Raw genomic sequence first — 20,331 nt, forward strand, 5'->3', positions numbered from 1 at the left:
CTCGACCTCCCCCCACCCAATCCTAGGAGGAGACCCATGTACGCAGTGATCCTGGCGGGCGGCAAGGGCGTCCGGCTGCGGCCCTACACCACGGCCCTGCCCAAGCCGCTCGTGCCCATCGGCGACCAGCACGCGATCCTGGAGATCGTGCTGCGCCAGCTGTCGGGGGCCGGGTTCACCCGGTGCACCATCGCCATCGGACACCTCGGCGAGATCATCCGGGCCTACGTCGGCGACGGCTCCCAGTGGGGCATGAGCGTCGACTACGCCACCGAGGAGAGCCCGCTCGGCACCATGGGCCCCCTGCTCAACCTGCGCGACCGCCTGCCCGAGCACTTCCTCGTGATGAACGGCGACGTGCTCACCGACCTCGACTACGCCGACGTCCTGCGCCGCCACGAGGCGTCGGGCGCGCCGCTGACCATAGCGACGTACCCGCGCAAGGTGCACATCGACTTCGGGGTGCTGACCACCGATGCCAGCAGGGTGGTCGGATTCACCGAGAAGCCCAGCATGGACTACCACGTCTCCATGGGGGTGTACGGTCTGAGCCGCTCCACCCTCGACCCCTACACGCCGGGCCTTCCGCTCGGATTCGACGAACTCGTCCTCGACCTGCTGCGCGACGACAACCTCCCGCAGTCCTACGCCTTCGACGGCTACTGGCTCGACATCGGACGCCCCGACGACTACGACCGGGCCAACGCCGAGTTCACCACCCGCAAGTCCTTGCTGCTCAAGGGAGCCTGAGCACCTCATGCGCATTCTCGTCCTGGGCCGGACCGGCTACCTGGGCGCCCACGTCGCCGACCACCTGCGCGCCCTCCCGGGCGCGCGGGTGTTCGACGGCGGACGCGCGCCCGGCGCCGATTTCGGCATCGACCTCGCGGCCGACCACCCCGACCGCCTGGCCGACGTCCTCGCCGCGGCCGCGCCCGACACCGTGGTCAACTGCGCGGGCGCGACCGGCGGCGACGCCGTGACGCTCGCCGAGACCAACGCCCGCGGCCCCGCCGCCCTGTGCGAGGCACTGCGGAAGGCGGCGCCCGCGGCCCGCCTGGTGCACCTGGGCTCGGCGGCGGAGTACGGGCCCGGCGAGCCCGAGACCCGGGTCGCCGAGTCGGCCGCCACCCGCCCCGTCACCCCGTACGGGGCGACGAAGCTGGCCGGCACCGTCGCCGTGGCCGCCTCCGGGCTGGACGGCGTCGTCCTGCGGGTGGGGAACCCGGTGGGGCCCGGCGCCCCGCCCAGCGGGCTGCCGGGGCGGATCGCCGCACTGCTGCGGGAGGCCGGCCCGGACCCGGAGGCGGTGCTGCGGCTGGGCGACCTGTCCGCCCACCGCGACTTCGTGGACGTGCGCGACGTGGCGCGGGCGGTGGCGCTCGCGGTCACCGCCCCCGGACCGCTGCCGCCCGTCCTGAACATCGGCGCCGGCCGGGCCGTCCCCGTCCGCGAGCTGGTGCGGGGCCTGGCCGGGCGGGCGGGCTTCCGGGGGAGGATCGAGGAGGAGGCCGCGGGCTCGGCCCGATCCGCCCAGGTGTCCTGGCAGTGCTCGGACATCACCGCCGCCGGCGAGGCCCTCGGCTGGCGCCCGGTCCACAGCCTCGGCGACTCGCTGGCCGCCCTGTGGGCGGCGACCGCCCCGGAGGACATCCGAACGCCATGAGCCTGCTCGTTCCGCTGTACGTCCACCCCGCCGAGGACCCGGGCGCCTGGCACCGGCTCATCACCGCGGCCGCCGGGACCTACGGGGTGGTGCTCAACCCGGCCGACGGGCCGGGGGAGCGCCCCGACCCGGCGTTCGCCGCTGCCGCCGCCGCGCTGCGGACGGCCGGTGCCCGCCTCCTCGGCTACGTGGACACCGGGTACGGGGCCCGCGGCCAGGTCGAGGTCGTCCACGAGATGTGCCGCTACCAGGAGTGGTACGCGGTCGACGGCTGCTTCCTCGACCGCGCGGCCCCCACACGGGCGGAGCTGCCCGGCGCCCGCCGGCTGGTCCGCGCGCTGCGCCGGCTCGGCGCCGGTCCCGTCGTGCTGAACCCGGGCGTCCACCCCGAGGCCGGGTACGTGCGCCTCGCGGACCTGACCGTCACCTTCGAAGGGCACTGGTCGACGTACGTCTCCTCCTTCACCCGGCCCGCCTGGACGGCGCGCCACGACCCCGGGCGCTTCTGCCACCTCGTGTACGGGGTGCCCGAGGCCCTGGTCCCGCTCGCCGTGCGCACCGCGCACGAACGGGGAGCGGCGGTCTCCGGGCCGGTGACGGGCGAACTCCCCAACCCATGGAAACAGTTGACCCCCGCACTCACCGGGATGGAACGATGAGCCGCACCCTGCCGCACCGCCTGGCCCTGCTGGCCGTGCTGACGGCACTGGTCCTGACGGGCTGCTCCAGCACGGACAACGACGACGATGACGACGACGCCGCGCCGGCCCCGTCCGGCCCCACCGCGAGCCGGGGGCCGGGACCCGCTTCCCCCGGTCCCTCCTCCTCCGCCCCTCCCGCCCCGTCCGGGTCGCCGTCGGGCCCGTCCCCGTCCCCTTCCGGACCGGGCGACCAGGCCGCAGGACGCTGGAAGCCGCAGCCCGGACTGGCCTGGCAGTGGCAGCTCGACGGACGCTCCGACCCCTCGGTCGACGTGCCCGTGTACGACATCGACGGGTTCGAGAACTCGGCGGCCGACGTGGCCCGGCTGCACCGCGACGGCCGGAAGGTGATCTGCTACGTCAACGTCGGGGCCTGGGAGGACTTCCGGCCGGACAAGGACGCCTTCCCCACCACCCTGTTCGGCAAGCCCAACGGCTGGAAGGGCGAGCGCTGGCTGGACGTCCGCCGGATCGACCAGCTCCGCCCGATCATGGAACGGCGCTTCGACATGTGCCGGGACAAGGGCTTCGACGCGGTGGAACCCGACCTGGTGGAGGCCTACGGCAACGACACCGGCTTCCCGCTGACGGCGGAGCACCAGCTCGCCTACAACCGCATGATCGCCGAGATCGCGCACGCGCGCGGGCTGTCGGTCGGCCTGAAGAACGACCTGCCGCAGATCCCCCAGCTCGAAGGCGCCTTCGACTTCGCGGTCAACGAGGAGTGCGCCCAGTTCGGGGAGTGCGAGGCGCTGAGCCCCTTCATCAAGGCGGGCAAGGCGGTCTTCCACGTCGAGTACAAGGGCGCGACCTCGGGCTTCTGCCCCGAGGCCCGCCGCCTGAAGCTCTCCTCGATGATGAAGAACCCCGAGCTGGACACCTGGCGCAAACCCTGCTGAACCGCGCGGGCGGTGCCCGCGTCAACCCACGGCCGCGCCGTCATCCCCCGGACCCGCCCGGGCGCGGGCGGGTCCGGGGTGTGCCCGCAGCCCAGCGCCGGTGGGGCGTATCGCGGGGCGGAGGCCGGTGCGTGCGCCGGAGCGGGCGCCCCCGCGGGACGGAGGCGCCCCCGGATCGGTGCCACCATGCGTCGCGAACAGCGGGTCAAGCGACGAGAGGTTGGAACGTGACGCCTCAGGCCACCGGGAACCCCACCCGGCAGCTCTCCGACGGGCAGCGGACGAACACCCCCGGCCCACCCGGCACCACCGAATCCGCCGGCGTCCCCGGCACCGCCGAAGCCTCCGAAACCGCCGGCGTCCCCGGCGTCGGCCCCGCGGGAGCGGTCGCCGGCCGCACCGACACCGAACTCCTCATCGCCGCCTCCGTGCTGCTCGCCGACGCCGCCCTCGCCGCCAAACGGGCCGGGGCCGACCTCACCGGAGCGGTCACCGGCGGCCGCTTCGCCCTCCAGGCCCTGCGCCGGCCCGCCTGGGCCCTCGGCACGGCGCTGTCCTGCGTACGCGCCCTGACCGGCCCGGCCGGCCTCGGCTTCGGTGCCAACGGCGGCGTCGTCGGCGAACTCGCCCGCATCGCCGGCAACGTGACCCGGCGGCGGCCCGCGGCCGTCGCCATGGCGGTGGACGCCTTTGCCCTGCGCATCGAGGCGGCCACGGTCACCCACCCCAACCTGGACGCGCCGCACGCCCGCCGCCTCACCGGCGCCCTCGTCGCCGGCGACCGGCTGGAGGCCGTACGCGCCCTGCACGCCCTGGTGGAACGGCTCGGCGTCACCCGGGCCCTCACCACGGTCAGCCCCGTGATCATGGAACTCCTCGCGCTGACCGGACTCTTGGACGAGAACCCCGTCAACGACGACTTCTCCTGGGTCACCCTCGCGGGCGGCGTCCCCACCACCGACCCGTTTCTCGGCCTGCCCAGCTCCCTCCTCAAGTTCCTCAACCCCGGCCCCGGCCGCGCCGAACGGGCCGAACCCGACCCGATCCTCGCCAAGGTCCTCGGCGGCTCCCGCAACGACATCGTCAGCTACATCAACGACATCGGCGCCCTCGGCAACCACGGCCTGGTCCTCCTGCGCCGCGTCGCCTGCGCCGACGGGGCCGAACGGCACGTCCTGCTGCTCCCCGGAACCAGCTTCGCCCTGCTCAGCAACAGCACCCCGCAGGACCTGATCGGAGCCTTCGACGGCTGCCTGCGCACCGACACCACCTACACCCGGGCCGCGAGGAAGCTCCTGCACCGGGCCGGCGTGCCCGCGGGATCCGAGCTGATGCTGGTCGGCCACAGCCTCGGTGGCCTGACCGCCATGAACCTGGCCGCCGACCCGGACGTCGCCTCCGAGTACCGGATCACCCACGTCGTCACGCTCGGCTCCCCGATCGACAACAAGCGGCCCGCCGACCACACCACGCAGGTCGTCAGCCTGGTCAACAAGCACGACGTGATCCCGATGCTGGACGGCCGCGGCCCCGCCTCCCCCCACGACATCCCGGACGGCTGGCTGGAGCTGTCCTGGCTCGACGAGTCCTACGACTACCCGCTCTCGCACGCCCCGCAGGCCTACTCGGACAGCCTGCGCGGAGAACTCGCCCACCACCGCGCACGCGTCAACGGGCTGATCCGGCGCTACGACGGCGAGATCACCGGCAACCAGCCGTACATGCTGCGCGACAAGTGACCGACCAGGAAACCGTGCCCCACCCCCGTGCCTGCGCGCGACCCGAGGGAGAACGCCCCCCGATGACCACCCCCGCCACCGCCCGGCCGCTGGAGAACGCGGTCTTCGGCGCCGCCATGCTCGCCCACCGACTGCCCTGGGCGGACGCCCCCGCCCGCGCCCTGGGCCTGGACTCCCTCACCCGCGAGGGCGCGGCCCGCGGGGTCCTCGCCCACCTGCGCCGCAGCCGCTCCGGGCGCCCCGTCCGGCTGCGGACCCCGTTCGGCACGTTCCTCGTCCCGCTCGGCCCGGCCGACACCGCCGCCCTCCTCGCCGGGGGCGCCGCCGCGGACGCGCTCGCCCCCGCCGTACGGCTCGACGCGGCCGGACGCCGCCACGGACTGCACCCCCACGTCCCGCTCCCGCCGGACGCCGTCCCCACCGCCGCCGCGTTCGCCGGACCGCTGGCCGAGGAACTGGAGCGGACGGCCGCCGCACGCGGGGACGACCACGCCCTGCCCTGGGAGGCCTGGCGGCCCGCGCTGCTGCGCGCCGCCCGCCGGGTCGTGGCGGGCGCGGCGGCGGCGGACGACAGCCTGCTCAGCGAGGTGCTGGCCAGGACGGCCCGCGCTGCGGGAGGCCGCGCGTACGACGGCAGGGCGGCCGCCCTGCGCCGCCGGATCGCCCCCTACCTGGCCGACCCGGACCCCGGCTCGGTGGCCGCCGGCCTGGTCCGCGGACCGGCGGCCGTGCCCGCCGCCCGCACCGGGCACGCGACCGCGGCGGGGGAGGGGCGGCGCGAGGAGGCACTGGCCCACACCCTGGCGGTGGTCTCGGAGGCGGCCGTCACGACCGCCCTCCAGGCCCTCGCCCTCACGGCCGCGGGCGTGCCGCGCGCCGCGGCCGGCCCCGCCGGGGCCGTGTCCCTCGCCCTCGACCACTTCCCGCCGGTCGAGGCCGCCGTCCACCCGGTCCGGACCCCCTTCACCTGGGAGGGACTCGCCGTCGACGCCGGCACCGAGATCCTGGCCGCCCCCGGCTGGCTCCGGGAGGACGGCGACGCCGCCGGCTCCGGGGACCGCGGCGACGGCGTCGACACCCCGTGGCACGAAGGGCCCTCGCCGCTGTGCGGATCCGCGACGGGCTGCACGGCCTCCGCGTTCGCCGTCCGGGTCGCGGAGGAGGCCGTCCGCTTCTTCACCGGGAGCGCCCGGCCCGCCCTGCTGTCCCCGGCCCTCAGCCCGGACCGGATGCCGCTCACCCTCGCCCCGCACACCCTGCGGGTCGCCCTTCCCGCCGCCGGGGCCGTCCCCCCGGCCGTGCCCGCCGCAGGCCCCGCCTCGTACGCGGTACTGGCCCGGGCCGACGCCGACCGGCTCGACCGGCACGCCCGCAGCCTCGCCGACTGCGCCGCCGCACCGGGCTGGAACGGCGACGAGACCGGCGAGCGCTTCCGGATGCGGCTGCTGGAGCACGCCGAGCGGTGCACCCGCGCCGCCGCCGACGTCCGCGGGGCCGCCCGGCGCCTGGGCGACTGACGCGGCCGCCGCGGCGTGCCCCGCGCTCCGGGGCGGGCGGCCGGACGCCGCCCGCCCCGCGGGGCCCGTCGCTACCGGAGGAGGGAGTCGCGCCGTTCCCGCTCCCGCTCCACCATGTCCTGCACGGTGTCCTGGACCTCGGCGCACAGCCGCCGGGCGGCGGCCGAGCGCTCGCCGAAGCCCCTGGGCCGCTCCGGCGGCTCGATCGGCTCGCCGATGGAGACCAGCCACTTCGCGGGCAGCGGGAAGGGCGAGGTCAGCGGGAAGTAGGGCAGGTCCAGGAACCTCGCCAGGGCGGGCAGCTCCCCGAGCTTGGGCGAGGACTCCTCGGCCCCGATGACGGCGACCGGCACGATCGGCGCCCCGGTGTGCAGGGCCGCCACGGCGAATCCGGGGCTGAAGGGCTGGAGCCGGTAGCGGTCGCGGAACGGTTTCTCCAGCCCCGAGACCCCCTCCGGGAACACCGCGACCAGCTCCCCGTCGCCCAGCCGCTTCATCGCCGCCCTCGGGTCGATCGGCACGGCGCCCTTGCGCGCGGCGTACGTCCCCAGCACCGGGAGCCGGAAGACGAAGGGTGCGGCGAGCACGTGCAGCCGCCGCCGCAGCGAGCGGAGCAGCGCCTTCTGCAGGACGAAGGCGTCCAGCCCCCAGGCCCCGGAATGGTTGGAGACCAGCACCGCCGGCCCGTCGGCGGGGATGTTCTCCAGCCCCAGCACGTCCAGCCGGAACCAGTCGTCGATGAACCATTCGAGCAGCCGCTCCCAGGCGTTCTCGCCGGCATCGCCGAGCAGCTTGCGCAGGAAGCGCAGCTCGCTCCCGGCGACCTCGATGACATCGGCCAGGCTCTCGGACACGAGACGGTCCTCCCCTTCTCCGTGCGGTGGGCCAACCAGCCCTCGCAGCAAGGGCCTTCACGGTGAACGGCGGCAAGGCCCCTTTGATCACGAGGACGCGTCGGATTCGCCGGTCGACTCTTCGTTCGCCCGTTCCCCCGAGCGCTGCCGTGCCCGCGCCACGCAATGATCTTCGGCTCGTTGACCGGGTGGACCGTTCACCGATCGACACCCCAGGAGCCCCCCATGGCCGAGACCGCGCTGCCGGTGATCCTTCTCGCGGACCCCGATCCGCTCCGCCGCCACGAGACGGCCGAGCTCGTACAGGGCTGGTACCGGACGTCGTTCCGCGTCCTCCAGGTCGGCGGGCTCACCGAGGCGGAGCGGGTGCTGCACGCACTGGCCGGGCGGGAGGTGCCCGTCTGCGCGGTGGTCACGGACGAGCACCCCGGGGCGTACCCCGAACGGCACCCGGCCACCCGCTGGTTGCTCCTCACCGAGGGCGCCGCCGACCCGTCCGGCCCGTCCGTCACCGTGGTCGACCGCACCCCGGCGACGGCGCCCGACGGCGGCACCGGCCTGGCCGAGCGGCTGCGGGCCGCCCTCGACGACTCCCTCTGCACCTGGAACGCGGAGCGCCGCGGCGACCTCCCCACCGCCGAGGTGCGCGGCCACCGCTTCTCGCCGGCCGCCTACGCCGTCCGGGACTTCCTCGGCCGCAGCGACGTCCTCTTCCGGTGGGTGCCGCAGGAGGAGCTGCCGGAGGCACCGGTGACCGTCCGGCTCGGCGACGGCACCGAACTCGTCGACCCCTCGATCAGTGAACTGGCCGACCGGCTCGGCCTCATCAGGCCGGCCGAGCACGAGCACTACGACGTCGCCGTCATCGGCGGCGGCCCCGGCGGACTCTCCACGGCCGTCTACGCGGCCGCGGAAGGCATGAGCGTGGTCGTCATCGAGGACGACGCGCCCGGCGGCCAGGCGGGATCGACCTCCCGGATCGAGAACTACCTGGGCTTCCCGGTCGGGCTCACCGGCGGCGATCTCGCACAGCGGGCCCTGCAGCAGGCCCGCCGGGTCCGTGTCGAATGGCAGCCCACCCGGGTGGCGACCCGGCTGGTCCCCGCGCAATCGGGGCGCCACACGGTCGAGTTCGTCAAGGCGGGCACGGCCGAGGCGGCGTCGGTCTCGGCGGCCGCGGTCGTCGTGGCCACCGGAGTGGAGTGGAACCGCCTCGCGAGCCCGGGCACCGAACGGCTCCTCAACTCCGGTGTCTACTACGGCGCCTCCCTCTCCGACGCCCCCTCCACCGCCGGCGAGGACGTCTACATGGTGGGCGCGGGCAACTCCGCCGGCCAGGCCGCCCTCTACTTCGCCCGCTACGCCCGCTCCGTCACCCTCGTCGTCCGCGGCACCGACCTCGGCGCCTCCATGTCGAACTACCTGGTCCAGCGGATCGGCCGGACGCCCGGGCTGAACGTCCTGCTCGGCACCGAGGTGGCCGAGTGCCTGGGCGAGACGACGCTGACCGGCCTGCGGCTGCGCGAGCGCACCGGGGGCGAGCGCACCGTCCCCGCCCGCTGCCTGTACGTCCTGATCGGCGGGCGGCCGTCGACGGACTGGCTCGACGGAGCCCTGGAGCTCGACGACCGCGGCTACGTCCTCACCGGCACCGGCACCGGCACCGGCACCGGCACCGGCGGCGTCGGCCGCGACGCCCTCCCGATGGAGACCAGCCTGCCGGGCGTCTTCGCCGTCGGCGACGTACGCTCCGGCTCCGTCAAGCGGGTCGGCGCCGCGGTCGGCGAGGGCGCCGCCGTGGCCCACTGCCTGATCGAATACCGGCGCCGCCACGCGGGCCGCTTCCGGGACGCCGGCGCCTTCGGCGGGTTCTGAGGGGACCCGGGCCCTGCGGGCCGTCGCACCCGGCGGCACGGACCGGCGCCGTCCCGGCGCCCCGGATGCGTCGCGCGGCGGGCGCATGGCCGGTCCCGCGGCCGGGCAGGGGCGGGAGGAGCGTCAGGGAAGGGGGCCGCCATGCCGGCAGAACCGGATCTCGGTGACTTCGCCGTCGCGCAGGACGGCCCGCTGTACGTGGTCACGGCGGCCGCGGACGGGCAGCGGGCCGGCTGCCTCGTCGGATTCGCCTCGCAGTGCTCGATCGACCCGCCGCGCTTCGTCGTGTGGCTGTCGGTGCAGAACCACACGTACGCGGTGGCGCGCCGCGCCCGCCACCTCACCGTGCACGTCCTGGGCCGGGACCAGAAGGCGCTGGCCCGGCTCTTCGGCGGCCGGACCGGGGACCGTACCGACAAGTTCGCCGGGATCGGCTGGCGGCCCGGCCGGGAGGGCAGCCCCGTCCTGACGGGTGTGGCGGCCTGGTTCACCGGGCGGATCGAGGCCGTCGTCGCCGGGGGAGACCACGAGGGGTTCCTGCTGGTTCCCGTCGAGGACGGGCCGCCCGCCCGGGGGCCCGGCGCCGCGGCGCTGCGGTACGGGGACGTCCGGGACATCGAGGCCGGGCACCCGGCCTGACCAGCGGCGGCACCGGCCGGCGACACCGGCCGCGGCCGCGCCGCGGCAGCCCGGGGAACCCTCCAGCTCCACAGCGGCGTCCCCGACCGCCACGGCCTCCTAGAACTCCTCCTCCTAGAACTCCTCCTCCGGCTCCTCCTCGACCACGTGCATGGCCGCCTCCTCGGCGGAGGCCGCGCCGCCGTTGATGCCGGTGTCGTGCGCCAGTACGGAGACGTGCCGCATGGGCGAAGGGTCGTCCGCCGGGGCCATCCGGCCGGCCCGCACGCGGCCCGCCGTGGACGCGTCGCCGTGGGGATCGCCGGACATGTCCTCGCTGTCGCCCCCGCCGTCCCCGACCAGGTCCTCCCCCGGGACGGACTCCGAGCCGGGCGCCCCGTCGTCCGCCGTGGCGTCCGGCTCGGGCTGCTCCTGGGCGAGCCGCTGGTCGAGCGTCTCCCCGGTGTGCTGTTCCTCCGCCGTGGTGCCGTGCCGTGTGACCGCGAGGGGCCGGTCGGGCGGGGAGTAGCCGGTGTCCAGTGTCTGGTCCAGGTCGGGTTCGCCGAGGGCGTTCTCCATGTCCGGCTGCGATTCGCCGGGCTCCGCCTCGTCGTGGGGCTGGTACACATCGTCCCCCCGGGCGTCGCTGCTGCTCATGGCCGTCGGCTCCTCTCCGGCGGGAACGCACTGCCGTGCCGGCGTCGGGCGGGGCGACCGGCCTCGAACAGTTCCAGCATACGCTCCATCACCTCGTCGAAGTCCTGCCAGGGCTGCGCCGGTTCCGCGGTGGCCCGGTGGGGGGCTGCGTCCGGGTGGCTGTTCCTCGTCACCGACATGGCGACCTCCTCTCGGACGCGGGCTTCTTCCCCGGATCCGGGGGCCCATGCCGGGGCGGCGGGCGTCTGTCGTCCGCCCGGGGGAGGTGAACATGAGTGTGCCCGTCCGGGGTAGGCGCCGCACACGGCCGGCGCGCGCCGGCCCGTCCCTGCGAGGAACGGAAAGGAGAAGGCCATGCCCCGTGGCTCCTCCCCGAAGCGGGAGCGGCAGTACGAGCACATCAAGGACTCGGCGCTCGACCGCGGTGAGTCCGAGAAGCGGGCCGAGGAGATCGCCGCACGTACGGTGAACAAGGAACGCGCCCGCTCAGGCGAGTCGAAGACGGCCAGCAGGTCGTCCATCGACGACATGTCCTCGTCCAGGCGAGGCGGACAGCGGTCGCACAGCGGCTCCCGGGGGCCCACGAAGGACCAGCTCTACAACGAGGCCAGGGAGCGGAACATCAAGGGCCGTTCCCAGATGGACAAGGCGGAGCTGAAGGAGGCCCTGGGCCGCTGAACCCCCTCCCGCGCGGGGGTCAGCCGCGCGGGACGGCGCGGGCCAGGAAGTGGTGGGGGGCGTCCTCGTACGTGTCCAGGTGCCAGCCCGCGGCGGTGAGCGCGGGGCCGAGGTCGTGGGCGGCGAGGGGGTCGGCGGGGTCGAGGGGGCGGCCGTGGCGGGCGGCGCGTTCGGCGTGGCCGGAGGGGTGGAAGAGGAGCAGCACCCCGTCCGGCGCGATGACCCGGGCCCATTCGCGCAGGGCGGCGTTCGGGTCGGGCAGGTGGTTGAGGAGGCCCGCCGAGAACACGCCCCGCACGGAGGCGTCGGCCAGCGGCAGGCGGGTGCAGTCGGCGGCCAGCAGCAGGCCGTGGCCGGTGCGGCCGTGCCGGGCCGCCGCCTCCAGCATGGCCGGGGTGAGGTCGATGGCGAGGACCTGCCCCGAGGGTCCGACCTGGGCGCGCAGGGCGGGCATGGCCCGGCCGGTGCCGCAGCCCAGGTCCAGCGCGATCCCGCCGGGGGAGAGGCGCATCCGGGCGACCGCCGCCTCGTACGCCGGGGTCTGGTGGGCGAACCGCTCCTCCCAGTCGTCGGCCCGGCGGGTGAAGAAGGCGCGGGTCGCCGTGTGTTCGGCGCGGGCGGCGACGAGCGCCGCGAACCCGCCCAGGATCCGGCCGCCCCACGCGTCGACCGCGTCGGGCCCCGGGTGCAGGCAGCGCACCCCCCACCCGCCGGCCCCGACCCGGAACGCCTGCTCCGGGTAGCCCTCGCAGGTGGCCAGGACCACCGCGCCGGCCGGCAGCTCCAGTGGTTCGGCGGCCGGCCGCAGCCCCGGGGAGGGCGGGCCGGCCCCGGCGAAGACCGGGTCGGTGCCGGCGGCCGGGGTGAGCCGTACCGTCCGGCCGGCGCCGGACGTGCCGCCGGGTGCCCCGGCCGGAGCCCCCTCCTGCGCGAGGAGCCGCGCCCCGGCGCCCAGGGCGAGCACGGGAACCCCGGCGGCCAGCGCCTCCCGTACGAGCGCGCGGTCGGGGGAGAGGGGCCGGGCGGGACGCGGCCCGCCCAGCACGATCAGGCCCTCCGCGCCGCAGAGGTCGGCGGGCGCGGACGCGGCGTCGTCCGCGAGCAGGACCGTGCGCGCGGTCAGGCCCGCCGAGGCGAGCACCTCGCACACGGCGGGGGCCGCCTCCGCGGAACCGCGCTGTACGACGACGACCGCCATGCCCACTCCTCGGATCCGAGCCCGTCACGGGAACGGCTTGGGGCCCCTGCGTGTCGAACACCGCGATCGGCGCGCAGGGGCCTCGGTCCGGTGATCCCGGGGCGGAGAGAGCCGCTCGTCCGTCCGGGGCCGGTGCGTGTCAGTCAACCAAGCGCCGTCCCTGCGGGGCGACTGGATCCGGACACGGAATCAGGCCGCTGGGGCCTGGGTGGGGACAGTTAATCATCCAAGAGGGGAACCCGCCATAATCAGCGGCAGATGCAAGTCTGTGAGGCGCATTCGCACCGCTCATGCAGGTCCGCCCGCACCCCGTTCGGGTGCCGCCGGCCACAGGTCGGCGGCACCCGAACGGACGGGGCGGTTCAGGCGTTCAGCAGGCGGTTGAAGAACGAGCGGTAGTGCTGCAGGGCCTGGCGCAGGTCCTCCGTCGCCACGTCGTCCCCGCGCTGCCACTGCCCCTCCAGTTCCTGTTTGTGCGAGGCGAAGGTGCCGGCGAGGCTCTGCATGACCTCGGCCACCAGGGTGTCCGCCGAGGTGACGGCCTCCCGGGGGTCGTCGACGAAGCGGCCCTGGATCTCGCCCCAGGCCGTCCGGTACCGCTCGGCGTCCCCGGTGGCGAGCAGCGGCTGGCCGTCGCCGCCCTCCGCCCCGCTCCCGATCCCGCCCCGCGGCTCGGCGGGCCGCCGCTCGGCCGTCGTGCCGTCCCCGGACCCGTCCGCCGACTCGTCGTGCGACAGGTCGTGCGCCACCTCGTCCCGCCGGTCTGCCCCGGCCTGCTCGTCCTCCTCGTCGCGGTCGGCGGCGGACCCGCCGGACAGCGTCTCCCCGGTCGCCTCGCCCGGGTAGACCGGGGGCCCCGGGTCCGTGCGCCCGGTGCCCGGTCCCGCGAGGTCCTCCGTGGTCAGGGGGCCTGCGCCCCGCTGCATCCCGTCGTGCGTGCCCATGTCACCGACTCCTCTGGTCCGTCAGCAGTTCGTCGAACAGGGCGCGGTAGTGCACCATCGCCGCGCGCAGTTCCTCCGTGGTCGCCTGCCCGCCCGCGCTGCGCGACCTGACCTCGTGCGCGGCCCGGTAGTGCTCCAGCGTCCGCCCGTGCTCGACCGACAGGTCGCGGACGGCTCCGCGGTACCCGTTCGTCGGGTAGCCGCGCTCCCTCATCAGCTTCGCCACCAGGTCGTCGGCCTCGTCGACCGATTCCGCCGGCTGGTCCACGAAGTGCACCTGGACCTCGTTCCACCGGTCGGTGAACTGGCGCCGCCGCTCGGGGGGCAGTTCCCTGATGTCGAGTTCGTCGTGCCGGGCCTCGCGGGCCCGCAGGTCGCGTTCGGCGGCGAGGAGGCCGCCCTTCTCGTCGACCGCGCGCTCGTACTCCGGTCCGAAACGGCGGCGCAGGTGGCGCCGGCGCCCGAGCAGTGCCAGGGTCACGGTGATGGCGAGGACCACGATCACCGCCGCCACCACGACGATTATGAGTGTGCTTGTCGACATCTCGGTCCTCCGTCCCGGGCACCTCGCGCCCGTACCAGCGCGACTGCCCACCCCATAGGGGGACAAACCATACGCAACCACTCCGTGGAACTACGGGTTCAGCCCAGCGGGTTGTGGGCCGGCGGCACCGCCTCCGCGGTCGGTACGGGGCCGGGGGCGGTGCCGTCGCCGAACGGGCGGCCGCCCAGAGCGGCCCGGCCGTGGGGCGCGAGCCAGCCGCGCGCGTCGGGTCCGGCCGGCACGATGCCGGTCGGGTCGACGTCCGTCTGCACCAGGTGGTAGTGCCGTTTGATGTGGTCGAAGTCGACGGTGTCGCCGAAGCCGGGCGTCTGGAACAGGTCCCGGGCGTACGCCCACAGCACCGGCATCTCGGCCAGCTTCTGCCGGTTGCACTTGAAGTGGCCGTGGTAGACGGCGTCGAAGCGCACGAGCGTGGTGAACAGCCGGACGTCCGCCTCCGTGATCGTCTCGCCGACGAGGTAGCGGGACCGCTCCAGCCGCTCGGAGAGCCGGTCGAGCCGCTCGAACAAGCGCCGGTACGCCTCGTCGTACGCCTCCTGGGAACCGGCGAACCCGGCCCGGTAGACGCCGTTGTTCACGTCCCGGTAGACCATCTCGTTCACGGTGTCGATCTGCGGCCGCAGCTCCCGCGGGTAGAGCGCCGGCGCGCCCGCGCGGTGGTGGGCGGCCCACTGGAGCGACAGGTCGAGGGTGATCCGCGGGAAGTCGTTCGTCACCACTGCGCCGGTCGCGACGTCCACGATCGCCGGTACCGTGATCCCCCGGTCGTAGCCGGGGTCGCGGGCGAGGTAGGCCTCCCGCAGCCGCTCGATGCCGAGCACGGGGTCGCGCCCGCCCGGGTCGAGGTCGAAGCTCCAGCTGCGCTCGTCGTGGACCGGTCCGGCCACCGCCATGGGGAGGGCTTCCTCCAGTCCGAGGAGCCGCCGTACGATGATCGCCCGGTTCGCCCAGGGGCAGGCCCGGCTGACCACCAGGCGGTAGCGCCCGGGCTCCACGCGGTACCCGTCCCGCCCGTCGGCGGTGATCCGTGTCGTCAGGTACCGGCTGTCGCGGGAGTACTCCTTGCCGGCGGTCACGTATGCCATGCCGGGCGCCTACCCGGGGACGGCCGCGGCGAACGCGGGCCGGACGGGCTGTGAGGTGGCTGTGAACGAGCGGAACAGGGGGGTCCGGGGTGCGGGAAGAGGGTCGACAAGTTCTATATTCGTACGAACCATCCACGCGCGGCGGCCCGGCTGCGGTGATCAGGGGGGACGACAGGCATGGCCGACACCGACACCGTTCCGGGCAACCGGACGGAGTCCCGGAGTGCCCGCAAGCTCCAGCGGAAGGCGCGCAGCCGCAAGCGCCTGGGCATAGCGATAGCCGTCGTGGCCGTCGCCGGGGCGGCGGCCACGGCGTACGCCTTCACCCTGGGCGGCGACCCGGGGGCCGCGCGGCGCGACGCGAAGCTCGCGGCCTCGGAGAGCGCGGCCGAGGCGGCCGCCGCCGCGAAGGGCGCGGAGGAGCCGTGGGACGGCAAGGTCAAGGTGCTGGGCGACGGCTCCACCTCCTACACCGGGCCGCAGCCGAACCAGCTCAAGCCCGAGAAGCTCAAGCCGGGCGAGAAGCCGCCGCAGTTCGTGGTCTTCTCCTGGGACGGCGCCCTGGAGGGCGATGACCACCTGTTCTCGCACTTCCGCCAGGTGGCCAAGGAGAACAAGGCCCACATGACCTTCTTCCTCACGGGCATCTACCTCCTGCCCGACGGCAAGAAGACGCTCTACCGCCCGCCGCAGCACCCGCAGGGCGCGGCCGCCATCTCCTACCCGACCGTCCCGCACGTGAAGTCCACCCTGGGCCAGCTGCGCGGCGCCTGGACCGACGGCAACGAGATCGGTTCGCACTTCAACGGGCACTTCTGCGGTCCCAAGGGCGGCGGGGACTGGAGCCCCGACGAGTGGAAGAGCGAGATCGACCAGACGTACGCGTTCGTCAAGAACTGGAAGACCAACACCGGCTTCACCAAGGAAGCCCCCCTGCCCTTCGACCCCGACCGCGAGGTCGTCGGCGGCCGCGCGCCCTGCCTGGAGGGCCAGAAGAACCTGCTGACCGCGATCAAGCCGTACGGCTGGCGCTACGACGCGAGCTCATCGGGCGACTTCCAGCTGTGGCCGTCGAAGATGAACGGCATCTGGAACTTCCCCCTCCAGCTCGTGCCCCTCCAGGGCAAGGAGCTGCAGGTCCTCTCCATGGACTTCAACTTCCTCTACAACCAGTCCGGCGACAGCACCAAGGGCGACCCGGCGAAGTACCCGGCCTGGGAGGCCCAGACCCGCGCCTCCTACCTGAACGGCTTCAACCGCGTCTACAACGGCAGCCGGGCGCCCATGTTCATCGGCAACCACTTCGAGGACTGGAACGGCGGCATCTACATGCAGGCCGTCGAGGACGTGATGCGGGACGTCTGCCCGCGCTCGGACGTCCGCTGCGTGTCCTTCAAGGAGCTGTCGGACTGGCTCGACGCCCAGGACCCCAAGGTCCTGGCCCAGCTGCGCATGCTGGACCCCGCCCAGGCGCCCGACTGGAACACGCTGGTCAAGTGACGGGGCCGGGGGCGGGGCCGGAGAGGACTCCGGCCCCGCCCCCTGTCTACTTCACCGCCTTGATGTAGTCCGCCCACAGCCGCACCGCCCGATCGCTGCCCGGTGTGGCCGGGGCGTCCCCGCCCAGCCCGGTCAGCGGCTGCGCGATCAGGTCGGTCAGCGCCATCCGGTAGACCACCACCGCCGTGGACTCCTTCTCGGTGTTCGCCACGAACCACCCCGCCGTGTTCGCCGCCGTGGTCCCGGTCTTGCCCGCGGCGCCGGGGTGCGCCTTGGCCGCCGCCTTCGCCGAACCGTCGGTGACGGCGCCGCGCAGGGCCTCCGTCACCGAGCGGGCCGTCTTCGCCGACATCGCCCGGACCGGCTTCGGCGCGTCCAGCGGCACCGCGGTGCCGTTGCGGGAGACCGAGCGCACCGAGTACGGGTCGGTGTGCATGCCGTCGGCCGCGAAGGTCGCGTAGGCGCCGGCCATGCGGATCGCGCTGGGCTTGGAGTTCTCCCCGAGCGAGAACGTCGGGATCCGCGTGCCGAGGCTCGACGGCAGCAGGCCCGCCCGCTCGGCGAACGTCTCCACCCGCTCGAGCCCGACGTCGAGGCCGAGCTGGAGCATCGGCGTGTTGACGGAGTTGGCGACGGCCTGCTGGAGGGTCACCTGGCCCCAGCTGCGGTTCCCGTCGTTGCGGCCCTTGACCACCTTGCCGCTGCGGTCCCAGTACGGTCCCTCCGGCGTCTGCACGGTCACCTGGTCGTTGCCGTCGTAGACCGTGGCGGGGGTGACGGGCGTGCGGTCCTTGCCGCGCGTGCGCACCACCCCCTCCTCCAGGGCGGCGGCGTAGACGAGCGGGGTGAACGCCGTCCCGACCGGGATCGTGGTCGAGTTGGCCTGGTTGAACCCCTGCTTCAGGTAGTCGGGGCCGCCGTAGACCGCGAGCAGCCGCCCGTCCGGGGCGACGCTCGCCGCGCCGATCTTCGCGTGCGTGTCGGTCGCGGGCCGCTTCTCCGCGTCGAAGTCCTTCTGCGCCTTCTGCACGGCGTCCGTCAGCGCGGCCATGCGGGACTGGTCGAAGGTCGTGTAGACCTGGTAGCCGCCGAGGTCGAAGTCGGCGTCCTTGATGTGCCCGGCCTTGATCGCGTAGGCCTTGGCCAGCTCCACCAGGTAGCCGTTCTGCGCGCCGGGCGTGCCGGCCGTGCCGGGGCCCGTGGGCTCCGGGAACTTCGTGTAGGTGGCCCGCTCCGCGGGCGTCAGCTGGCCGGTGTCCACCATGCGGTCCAGGATCCAGCTCCAGCGCTCCACGGCCCGCTTGTGGTTCTCCTCGCCGAGCGCGGGGTCGTACAGTCCGGCGCCCTTGAGGAGGGAGGCGAGGAAGGCGCCCTCGCTCGGGTTGAGCTTCGAGACGTCCTTGCCGTAGTAGGCCTGGGAGGCGCGCTGGATGCCGTAGGTGCCGCGCCCGAACCAGCTGGTGTTGAGGTAGTCCTGGAGGATCTGCTTCTTGCCCGTCTGGTTGTCCAGCTTCAGGGCCAGGAGGATCTCGGTGAACTTCCGGGAGAGCGTGCGGTCCTGGTTCAGGTAGGCGTTCTTCACGTACTGCTGGGTGATGGTGGACCCGCCCTGGGTCTCGCCGCCCGTCAGCGCGGCGCGCACGGCGCGCATGACGCCGGAGGGGGAGACACCGGGGTCCGTGTAGAAGCTGGCGTTCTCGGCCGCGAGCACGGCTCCCTGGACCTTGGGGGGCACCTTGTCCAGGGGCATCTCCTGCCGGCTGACCCAGCCGGTCCGGGCCATGGTGGAGCCGTCGGCCCAGTAGTAGACGTTGTCCTGTTGTGTGGCGAAAGAGTTGAGGTCGTCGGGTATGTCCGTCGTGGCGTACGCGATGCCGACGAAGGCCGCGAAGCCCGTGAACAGGTACAGGCAGGCGCCCAGCCACTGGCGCCAGGAGGGTATCCAGCGGCGCCAGCCGCTGCGGCCGGGTCTCGGATAGGCCGGCCGCATCCGCCGCAGCAGCGGTCGAATCCGCAGCAGCAGGGGCCGCACCCGCCGCAGCAGCGGCCGCACCCGCGCGACGGCGGGCGCCAGCACCCGCGCCAGGACCGGCGCGAGCGACCGCAGCCGGCCCGCTCCCGCGCGGGGGCGCCGACGCGCCCCCGATCCGCTCAGACGGCCCGGGGGGGCCGCTCCGGCGGCGTCCGAGGGCGTGCGTCCGCCCCGAGACCGCCCTCTTCCGCCCGTATCCTGCCTGGCCACTGCGGATGCTCCCTCTTCCGTGCTTTCCGGGACACCCTAGATGCATTTGCTGTGAGCCGGTCGGAGTGGTCACGGCGAGCCGCCCCGGCCGCCCCGGCGCCCTCGACGGTGACGAAGCGGAGTCGTTCGACTGCGCGGACAGGCGTTTCCTACCGGGCATCGGGTGACAAAGCGGAACGCGCCGAATCAGTCGCCTAGTTGTGCGAAAATTCCGTCCTCCCGGTCCGTGTGGACCGGGTGACAAGGGGAAACACAGTGATACCTAAGAGGTTCAGGCCCGCCGCCATCGCGGCCCTGACCGTGGCCCTGGCGTCCGGGGGCTTCTTCGCCTACTCGGCGAGCGCCGTCCCGGGCCCCGTGGAGGCCGACAAGGCCACCGCCGACACCTTCGCCCGCCTCGCCGACGACGTGCTCTCGCAGCGCACCCAGGCCCTGGTGGAGGGCCAGACCGTGCGCCACGGCCACGGCCAGGGGGGCAAGAAGAAGGCCCGCGTCTCCGACCGCCTGAAGAAGGACGAGGACGCCGCGATCCAGTCGCTGCGCTCCCGCAAGGCGCGGCTGGCGGAGCTGGGCGAGGTCTACAGCGGGGCCGACACCAAGGTCACCGTCGACCGCGCCGTGGTGACCGGGGGGAAGGCGACCGTCCAGGTCACCGAGCAGACCACGCTCACCTACAAGAAGGTGCACGGGGACGAGCCGTCGACGACCGACTTCAAGACGCGCTACGAGCTCACGCTCAGCAGCAAGAAGGGCGGTGACTGGGAGCTCGACGCGATCAAGTCCCAGGAGAACGGCCCGGTCGCCGTCAACGAGCCGGTCGCGGCCAAGGCGGCCGTCGTCAAGGACGACGGCAACCAGTACCCCGACGGCACGCCGGCGTCCACCAAGTACCCGGCGACGGCCAAGCCCAAGACGCTGACCGGCGGCGCCTACAACTACGCCGCCATGGCGCAGTACGCCGAGAAGTACTGGAGCAACTACAACCCGGCGTACCGCAAGTTCAGCGGCAACGGCGGCGACTGCACCAACTTCATCAGCCAGGCGCTGAAGGCGGGCGGATGGAAGCCGGTACCGGGCACGTCCTCGGACTACCGCAACTGGTGGTACGACGGCGCCAAGCAGTCCGACTCGTGGGTCGGCGCCAACGAGTGGGCCTGGTTCACGCTCTCCAACCAGCGTGCCGCCAACCTGGCCAACGTCTACCAGCTGGACGTCGGCGACATCCTGCAGGCGGACTTCAACCGGGACGGGTCCAAGGACCACTCCATGATGGTGACGTACCGCAGCAAGGCCGGAATGCCTTACCTGACGTACCACTCCACCAACACGTACCGGAAGTCGCTCGCGAGCATCCTCGCGTCCTACCCGGACGCGGTCTACTACGCGTACCGCACCTGACGGGCGGCCCTGACGGGCACCACCCGGCCCCTCCCGCCGCGCGGCCAGCACGGCGGGAGGGGCCTTTTTTCTGCGCTCACGGCCGAAAACCGCTGGTTGGACCCGGTAAACATCGCATCGAGAAAGATCACTGCATCGAAGTAATACCAACGCCATTTCAAGGTCAACTGGTCGAGCGGGCCGTTACTGTTCCTC

General features: G+C 74.0%; 18 protein-coding genes. 11 read left to right on the forward strand and 7 right to left on the reverse strand.

Annotated features, from left to right (window positions below; genetic code table 11):
- The first annotated feature begins 36 nt into the window (after positions 1–36).
- From ACIRBY_RS01205 to ACIRBY_RS01230, 6 genes are all read left to right on the forward strand, one after another.
- The gene (locus tag ACIRBY_RS01205; RefSeq protein ID WP_403894225.1) at positions 37–750 is read left to right on the forward strand and encodes an NDP-sugar synthase; all 714 of its coding nucleotides are present in this window, start codon (positions 37–39) and stop codon (positions 748–750) included.
- Between the two features lie 7 nt (positions 751–757).
- On the forward strand, positions 758–1,666 hold the full coding sequence (locus ACIRBY_RS01210; RefSeq protein ID WP_403894228.1) for an NAD-dependent epimerase/dehydratase family protein: 909 nt from the start codon (positions 758–760) through the stop codon (positions 1,664–1,666).
- The gene (locus ACIRBY_RS01215; RefSeq protein WP_403894231.1) at positions 1,663–2,325 is read left to right on the forward strand and encodes a spherulation-specific family 4 protein; all 663 of its coding nucleotides are present in this window, start codon (positions 1,663–1,665) and stop codon (positions 2,323–2,325) included. The genes ACIRBY_RS01210 and ACIRBY_RS01215 overlap by 4 nt, the downstream gene beginning before the upstream one ends.
- A complete protein-coding gene (locus ACIRBY_RS01220) occupies positions 2,322–3,266 on the forward strand; it encodes an endo alpha-1,4 polygalactosaminidase (RefSeq protein WP_403894234.1) in 945 nt (314 codons plus the stop codon). The genes ACIRBY_RS01215 and ACIRBY_RS01220 overlap by 4 nt, the downstream gene beginning before the upstream one ends.
- Positions 3,267–3,493: 227 nt before the next feature.
- Positions 3,494–5,005, forward strand: coding sequence for a hypothetical protein (locus tag ACIRBY_RS01225; RefSeq protein ID WP_403894237.1), 1,512 nt, complete (start codon positions 3,494–3,496; stop codon positions 5,003–5,005).
- A 62-nt stretch (positions 5,006–5,067) separates the two neighbouring features.
- Positions 5,068–6,522 (forward strand): hypothetical protein, encoded by a 1,455-nt coding sequence (locus ACIRBY_RS01230; protein ID WP_403894240.1) that lies wholly within the window; start codon positions 5,068–5,070, stop codon positions 6,520–6,522.
- Between the two features lie 71 nt (positions 6,523–6,593).
- Here ACIRBY_RS01230 and ACIRBY_RS01235 read toward each other — a convergent pair whose 3' ends face one another.
- Positions 6,594–7,376 (reverse strand): lysophospholipid acyltransferase family protein, encoded by a 783-nt coding sequence (locus tag ACIRBY_RS01235; protein WP_403894243.1) that lies wholly within the window; start codon positions 7,374–7,376, stop codon positions 6,594–6,596.
- 225 nt (positions 7,377–7,601) lie between these two features.
- Here ACIRBY_RS01235 and ACIRBY_RS01240 point away from each other — a divergent pair, with 225 nt between their 5' ends.
- The gene (locus ACIRBY_RS01240; protein ID WP_403894246.1) at positions 7,602–9,251 is read left to right on the forward strand and encodes an NAD(P)/FAD-dependent oxidoreductase; all 1,650 of its coding nucleotides are present in this window, start codon (positions 7,602–7,604) and stop codon (positions 9,249–9,251) included.
- A gap of 141 nt (positions 9,252–9,392) precedes the next feature.
- Positions 9,393–9,890, forward strand: a complete 498-nt coding sequence (locus ACIRBY_RS01245) for a flavin reductase family protein (protein ID WP_403894249.1) — start codon at positions 9,393–9,395, stop codon at positions 9,888–9,890.
- A 114-nt stretch (positions 9,891–10,004) separates the two neighbouring features.
- On the opposite strand, the gene ACIRBY_RS01250 is transcribed toward ACIRBY_RS01245, so the two are convergent.
- Positions 10,005–10,526, reverse strand: coding sequence for a DUF5709 domain-containing protein (locus ACIRBY_RS01250; protein WP_403894251.1), 522 nt, complete (start codon positions 10,524–10,526; stop codon positions 10,005–10,007).
- A 354-nt stretch (positions 10,527–10,880) separates the two neighbouring features.
- Here ACIRBY_RS01250 and ACIRBY_RS01255 point away from each other — a divergent pair, with 354 nt between their 5' ends.
- On the forward strand, positions 10,881–11,204 hold the full coding sequence (locus tag ACIRBY_RS01255; protein ID WP_403894254.1) for a plasmid stabilization protein: 324 nt from the start codon (positions 10,881–10,883) through the stop codon (positions 11,202–11,204).
- A 19-nt stretch (positions 11,205–11,223) separates the two neighbouring features.
- Here the strand turns inward: ACIRBY_RS01255 and ACIRBY_RS01260 are convergent, their stop codons facing one another.
- The 4 genes from ACIRBY_RS01260 to ACIRBY_RS01275 all read right to left on the reverse strand — a co-directional run bounded on the left by ACIRBY_RS01260 (position 11,224) and on the right by ACIRBY_RS01275 (position 14,996).
- Entirely contained in the window at positions 11,224–12,402 is a 1,179-nt protein-coding gene (locus tag ACIRBY_RS01260) for a methyltransferase domain-containing protein (RefSeq protein WP_403894257.1), read from the reverse strand.
- Between the two features lie 362 nt (positions 12,403–12,764).
- Positions 12,765–13,346, reverse strand: a complete 582-nt coding sequence (locus tag ACIRBY_RS01265) for a hypothetical protein (protein WP_403894260.1) — start codon at positions 13,344–13,346, stop codon at positions 12,765–12,767.
- A gap of 1 nt (position 13,347) precedes the next feature.
- Complete coding sequence (locus ACIRBY_RS01270) at positions 13,348–13,890, reverse strand: hypothetical protein (RefSeq protein WP_403894263.1); 543 nt, start codon at positions 13,888–13,890, stop codon at positions 13,348–13,350.
- Positions 13,891–13,988: 98 nt separating this feature from the next.
- Positions 13,989–14,996 carry a glutathione S-transferase family protein gene (locus ACIRBY_RS01275; RefSeq protein WP_403894266.1) on the reverse strand — a complete coding sequence of 336 codons (1,008 nt, stop codon included), beginning with the start codon at positions 14,994–14,996 and terminating at the stop codon, positions 13,989–13,991.
- A gap of 177 nt (positions 14,997–15,173) precedes the next feature.
- Between ACIRBY_RS01275 and ACIRBY_RS01280 the strand changes: the two genes are divergently transcribed.
- A complete protein-coding gene (locus ACIRBY_RS01280; protein WP_403894269.1) occupies positions 15,174–16,496 on the forward strand; it encodes a hypothetical protein in 1,323 nt (440 codons plus the stop codon).
- A 46-nt stretch (positions 16,497–16,542) separates the two neighbouring features.
- Here the strand turns inward: ACIRBY_RS01280 and ACIRBY_RS01285 are convergent, their stop codons facing one another.
- Positions 16,543–18,573, reverse strand: coding sequence for a transglycosylase domain-containing protein (locus ACIRBY_RS01285; RefSeq protein WP_403894272.1), 2,031 nt, complete (start codon positions 18,571–18,573; stop codon positions 16,543–16,545).
- A gap of 420 nt (positions 18,574–18,993) precedes the next feature.
- On the opposite strand from ACIRBY_RS01285, the gene ACIRBY_RS01290 reads away from it, so the two are divergent.
- A complete protein-coding gene (locus ACIRBY_RS01290; RefSeq protein WP_403894275.1) occupies positions 18,994–20,136 on the forward strand; it encodes an amidase domain-containing protein in 1,143 nt (380 codons plus the stop codon).
- Positions 20,137–20,331: the final 195 nt, after the last annotated feature.

It is taken from the genome of Streptomyces sp. NPDC096136 (assembly GCF_044763325.1).
Taxonomy (GTDB): Bacteria; Actinomycetota; Actinomycetes; order Streptomycetales; family Streptomycetaceae; genus Streptomyces.

Bases quoted from the DNA above. Each gene is read 5' to 3' on its own strand.
- ACIRBY_RS01205 (WP_403894225.1), top strand. From the start codon at position 37: ATGTACGCAGTGATCCTGGCGGGCGGCAAGGGCGTCCGGCTGCGGCCC.
- ACIRBY_RS01210 (WP_403894228.1), top strand. From the start codon at position 758: ATGCGCATTCTCGTCCTGGGCCGGACCGGCTACCTGGGCGCCCACGTC.
- ACIRBY_RS01215 (WP_403894231.1), top strand. From the start codon at position 1,663: ATGAGCCTGCTCGTTCCGCTGTACGTCCACCCCGCCGAGGACCCGGGC.
- ACIRBY_RS01220 (WP_403894234.1), top strand. From the start codon at position 2,322: ATGAGCCGCACCCTGCCGCACCGCCTGGCCCTGCTGGCCGTGCTGACG.
- ACIRBY_RS01230 (WP_403894240.1), top strand. From the start codon at position 5,068: ATGACCACCCCCGCCACCGCCCGGCCGCTGGAGAACGCGGTCTTCGGC.
- ACIRBY_RS01240 (WP_403894246.1), top strand. From the start codon at position 7,602: ATGGCCGAGACCGCGCTGCCGGTGATCCTTCTCGCGGACCCCGATCCG.
- ACIRBY_RS01245 (WP_403894249.1), top strand. From the start codon at position 9,393: ATGCCGGCAGAACCGGATCTCGGTGACTTCGCCGTCGCGCAGGACGGC.
- ACIRBY_RS01250 (WP_403894251.1), bottom strand. From the start codon at position 10,526: ATGAGCAGCAGCGACGCCCGGGGGGACGATGTGTACCAGCCCCACGAC.
- ACIRBY_RS01255 (WP_403894254.1), top strand. From the start codon at position 10,881: ATGCCCCGTGGCTCCTCCCCGAAGCGGGAGCGGCAGTACGAGCACATC.
- ACIRBY_RS01260 (WP_403894257.1), bottom strand. From the start codon at position 12,402: ATGGCGGTCGTCGTCGTACAGCGCGGTTCCGCGGAGGCGGCCCCCGCC.
- ACIRBY_RS01265 (WP_403894260.1), bottom strand. From the start codon at position 13,346: ATGGGCACGCACGACGGGATGCAGCGGGGCGCAGGCCCCCTGACCACG.
- ACIRBY_RS01270 (WP_403894263.1), bottom strand. From the start codon at position 13,890: ATGTCGACAAGCACACTCATAATCGTCGTGGTGGCGGCGGTGATCGTG.
- ACIRBY_RS01275 (WP_403894266.1), bottom strand. From the start codon at position 14,996: ATGGCATACGTGACCGCCGGCAAGGAGTACTCCCGCGACAGCCGGTAC.
- ACIRBY_RS01280 (WP_403894269.1), top strand. From the start codon at position 15,174: ATGGCCGACACCGACACCGTTCCGGGCAACCGGACGGAGTCCCGGAGT.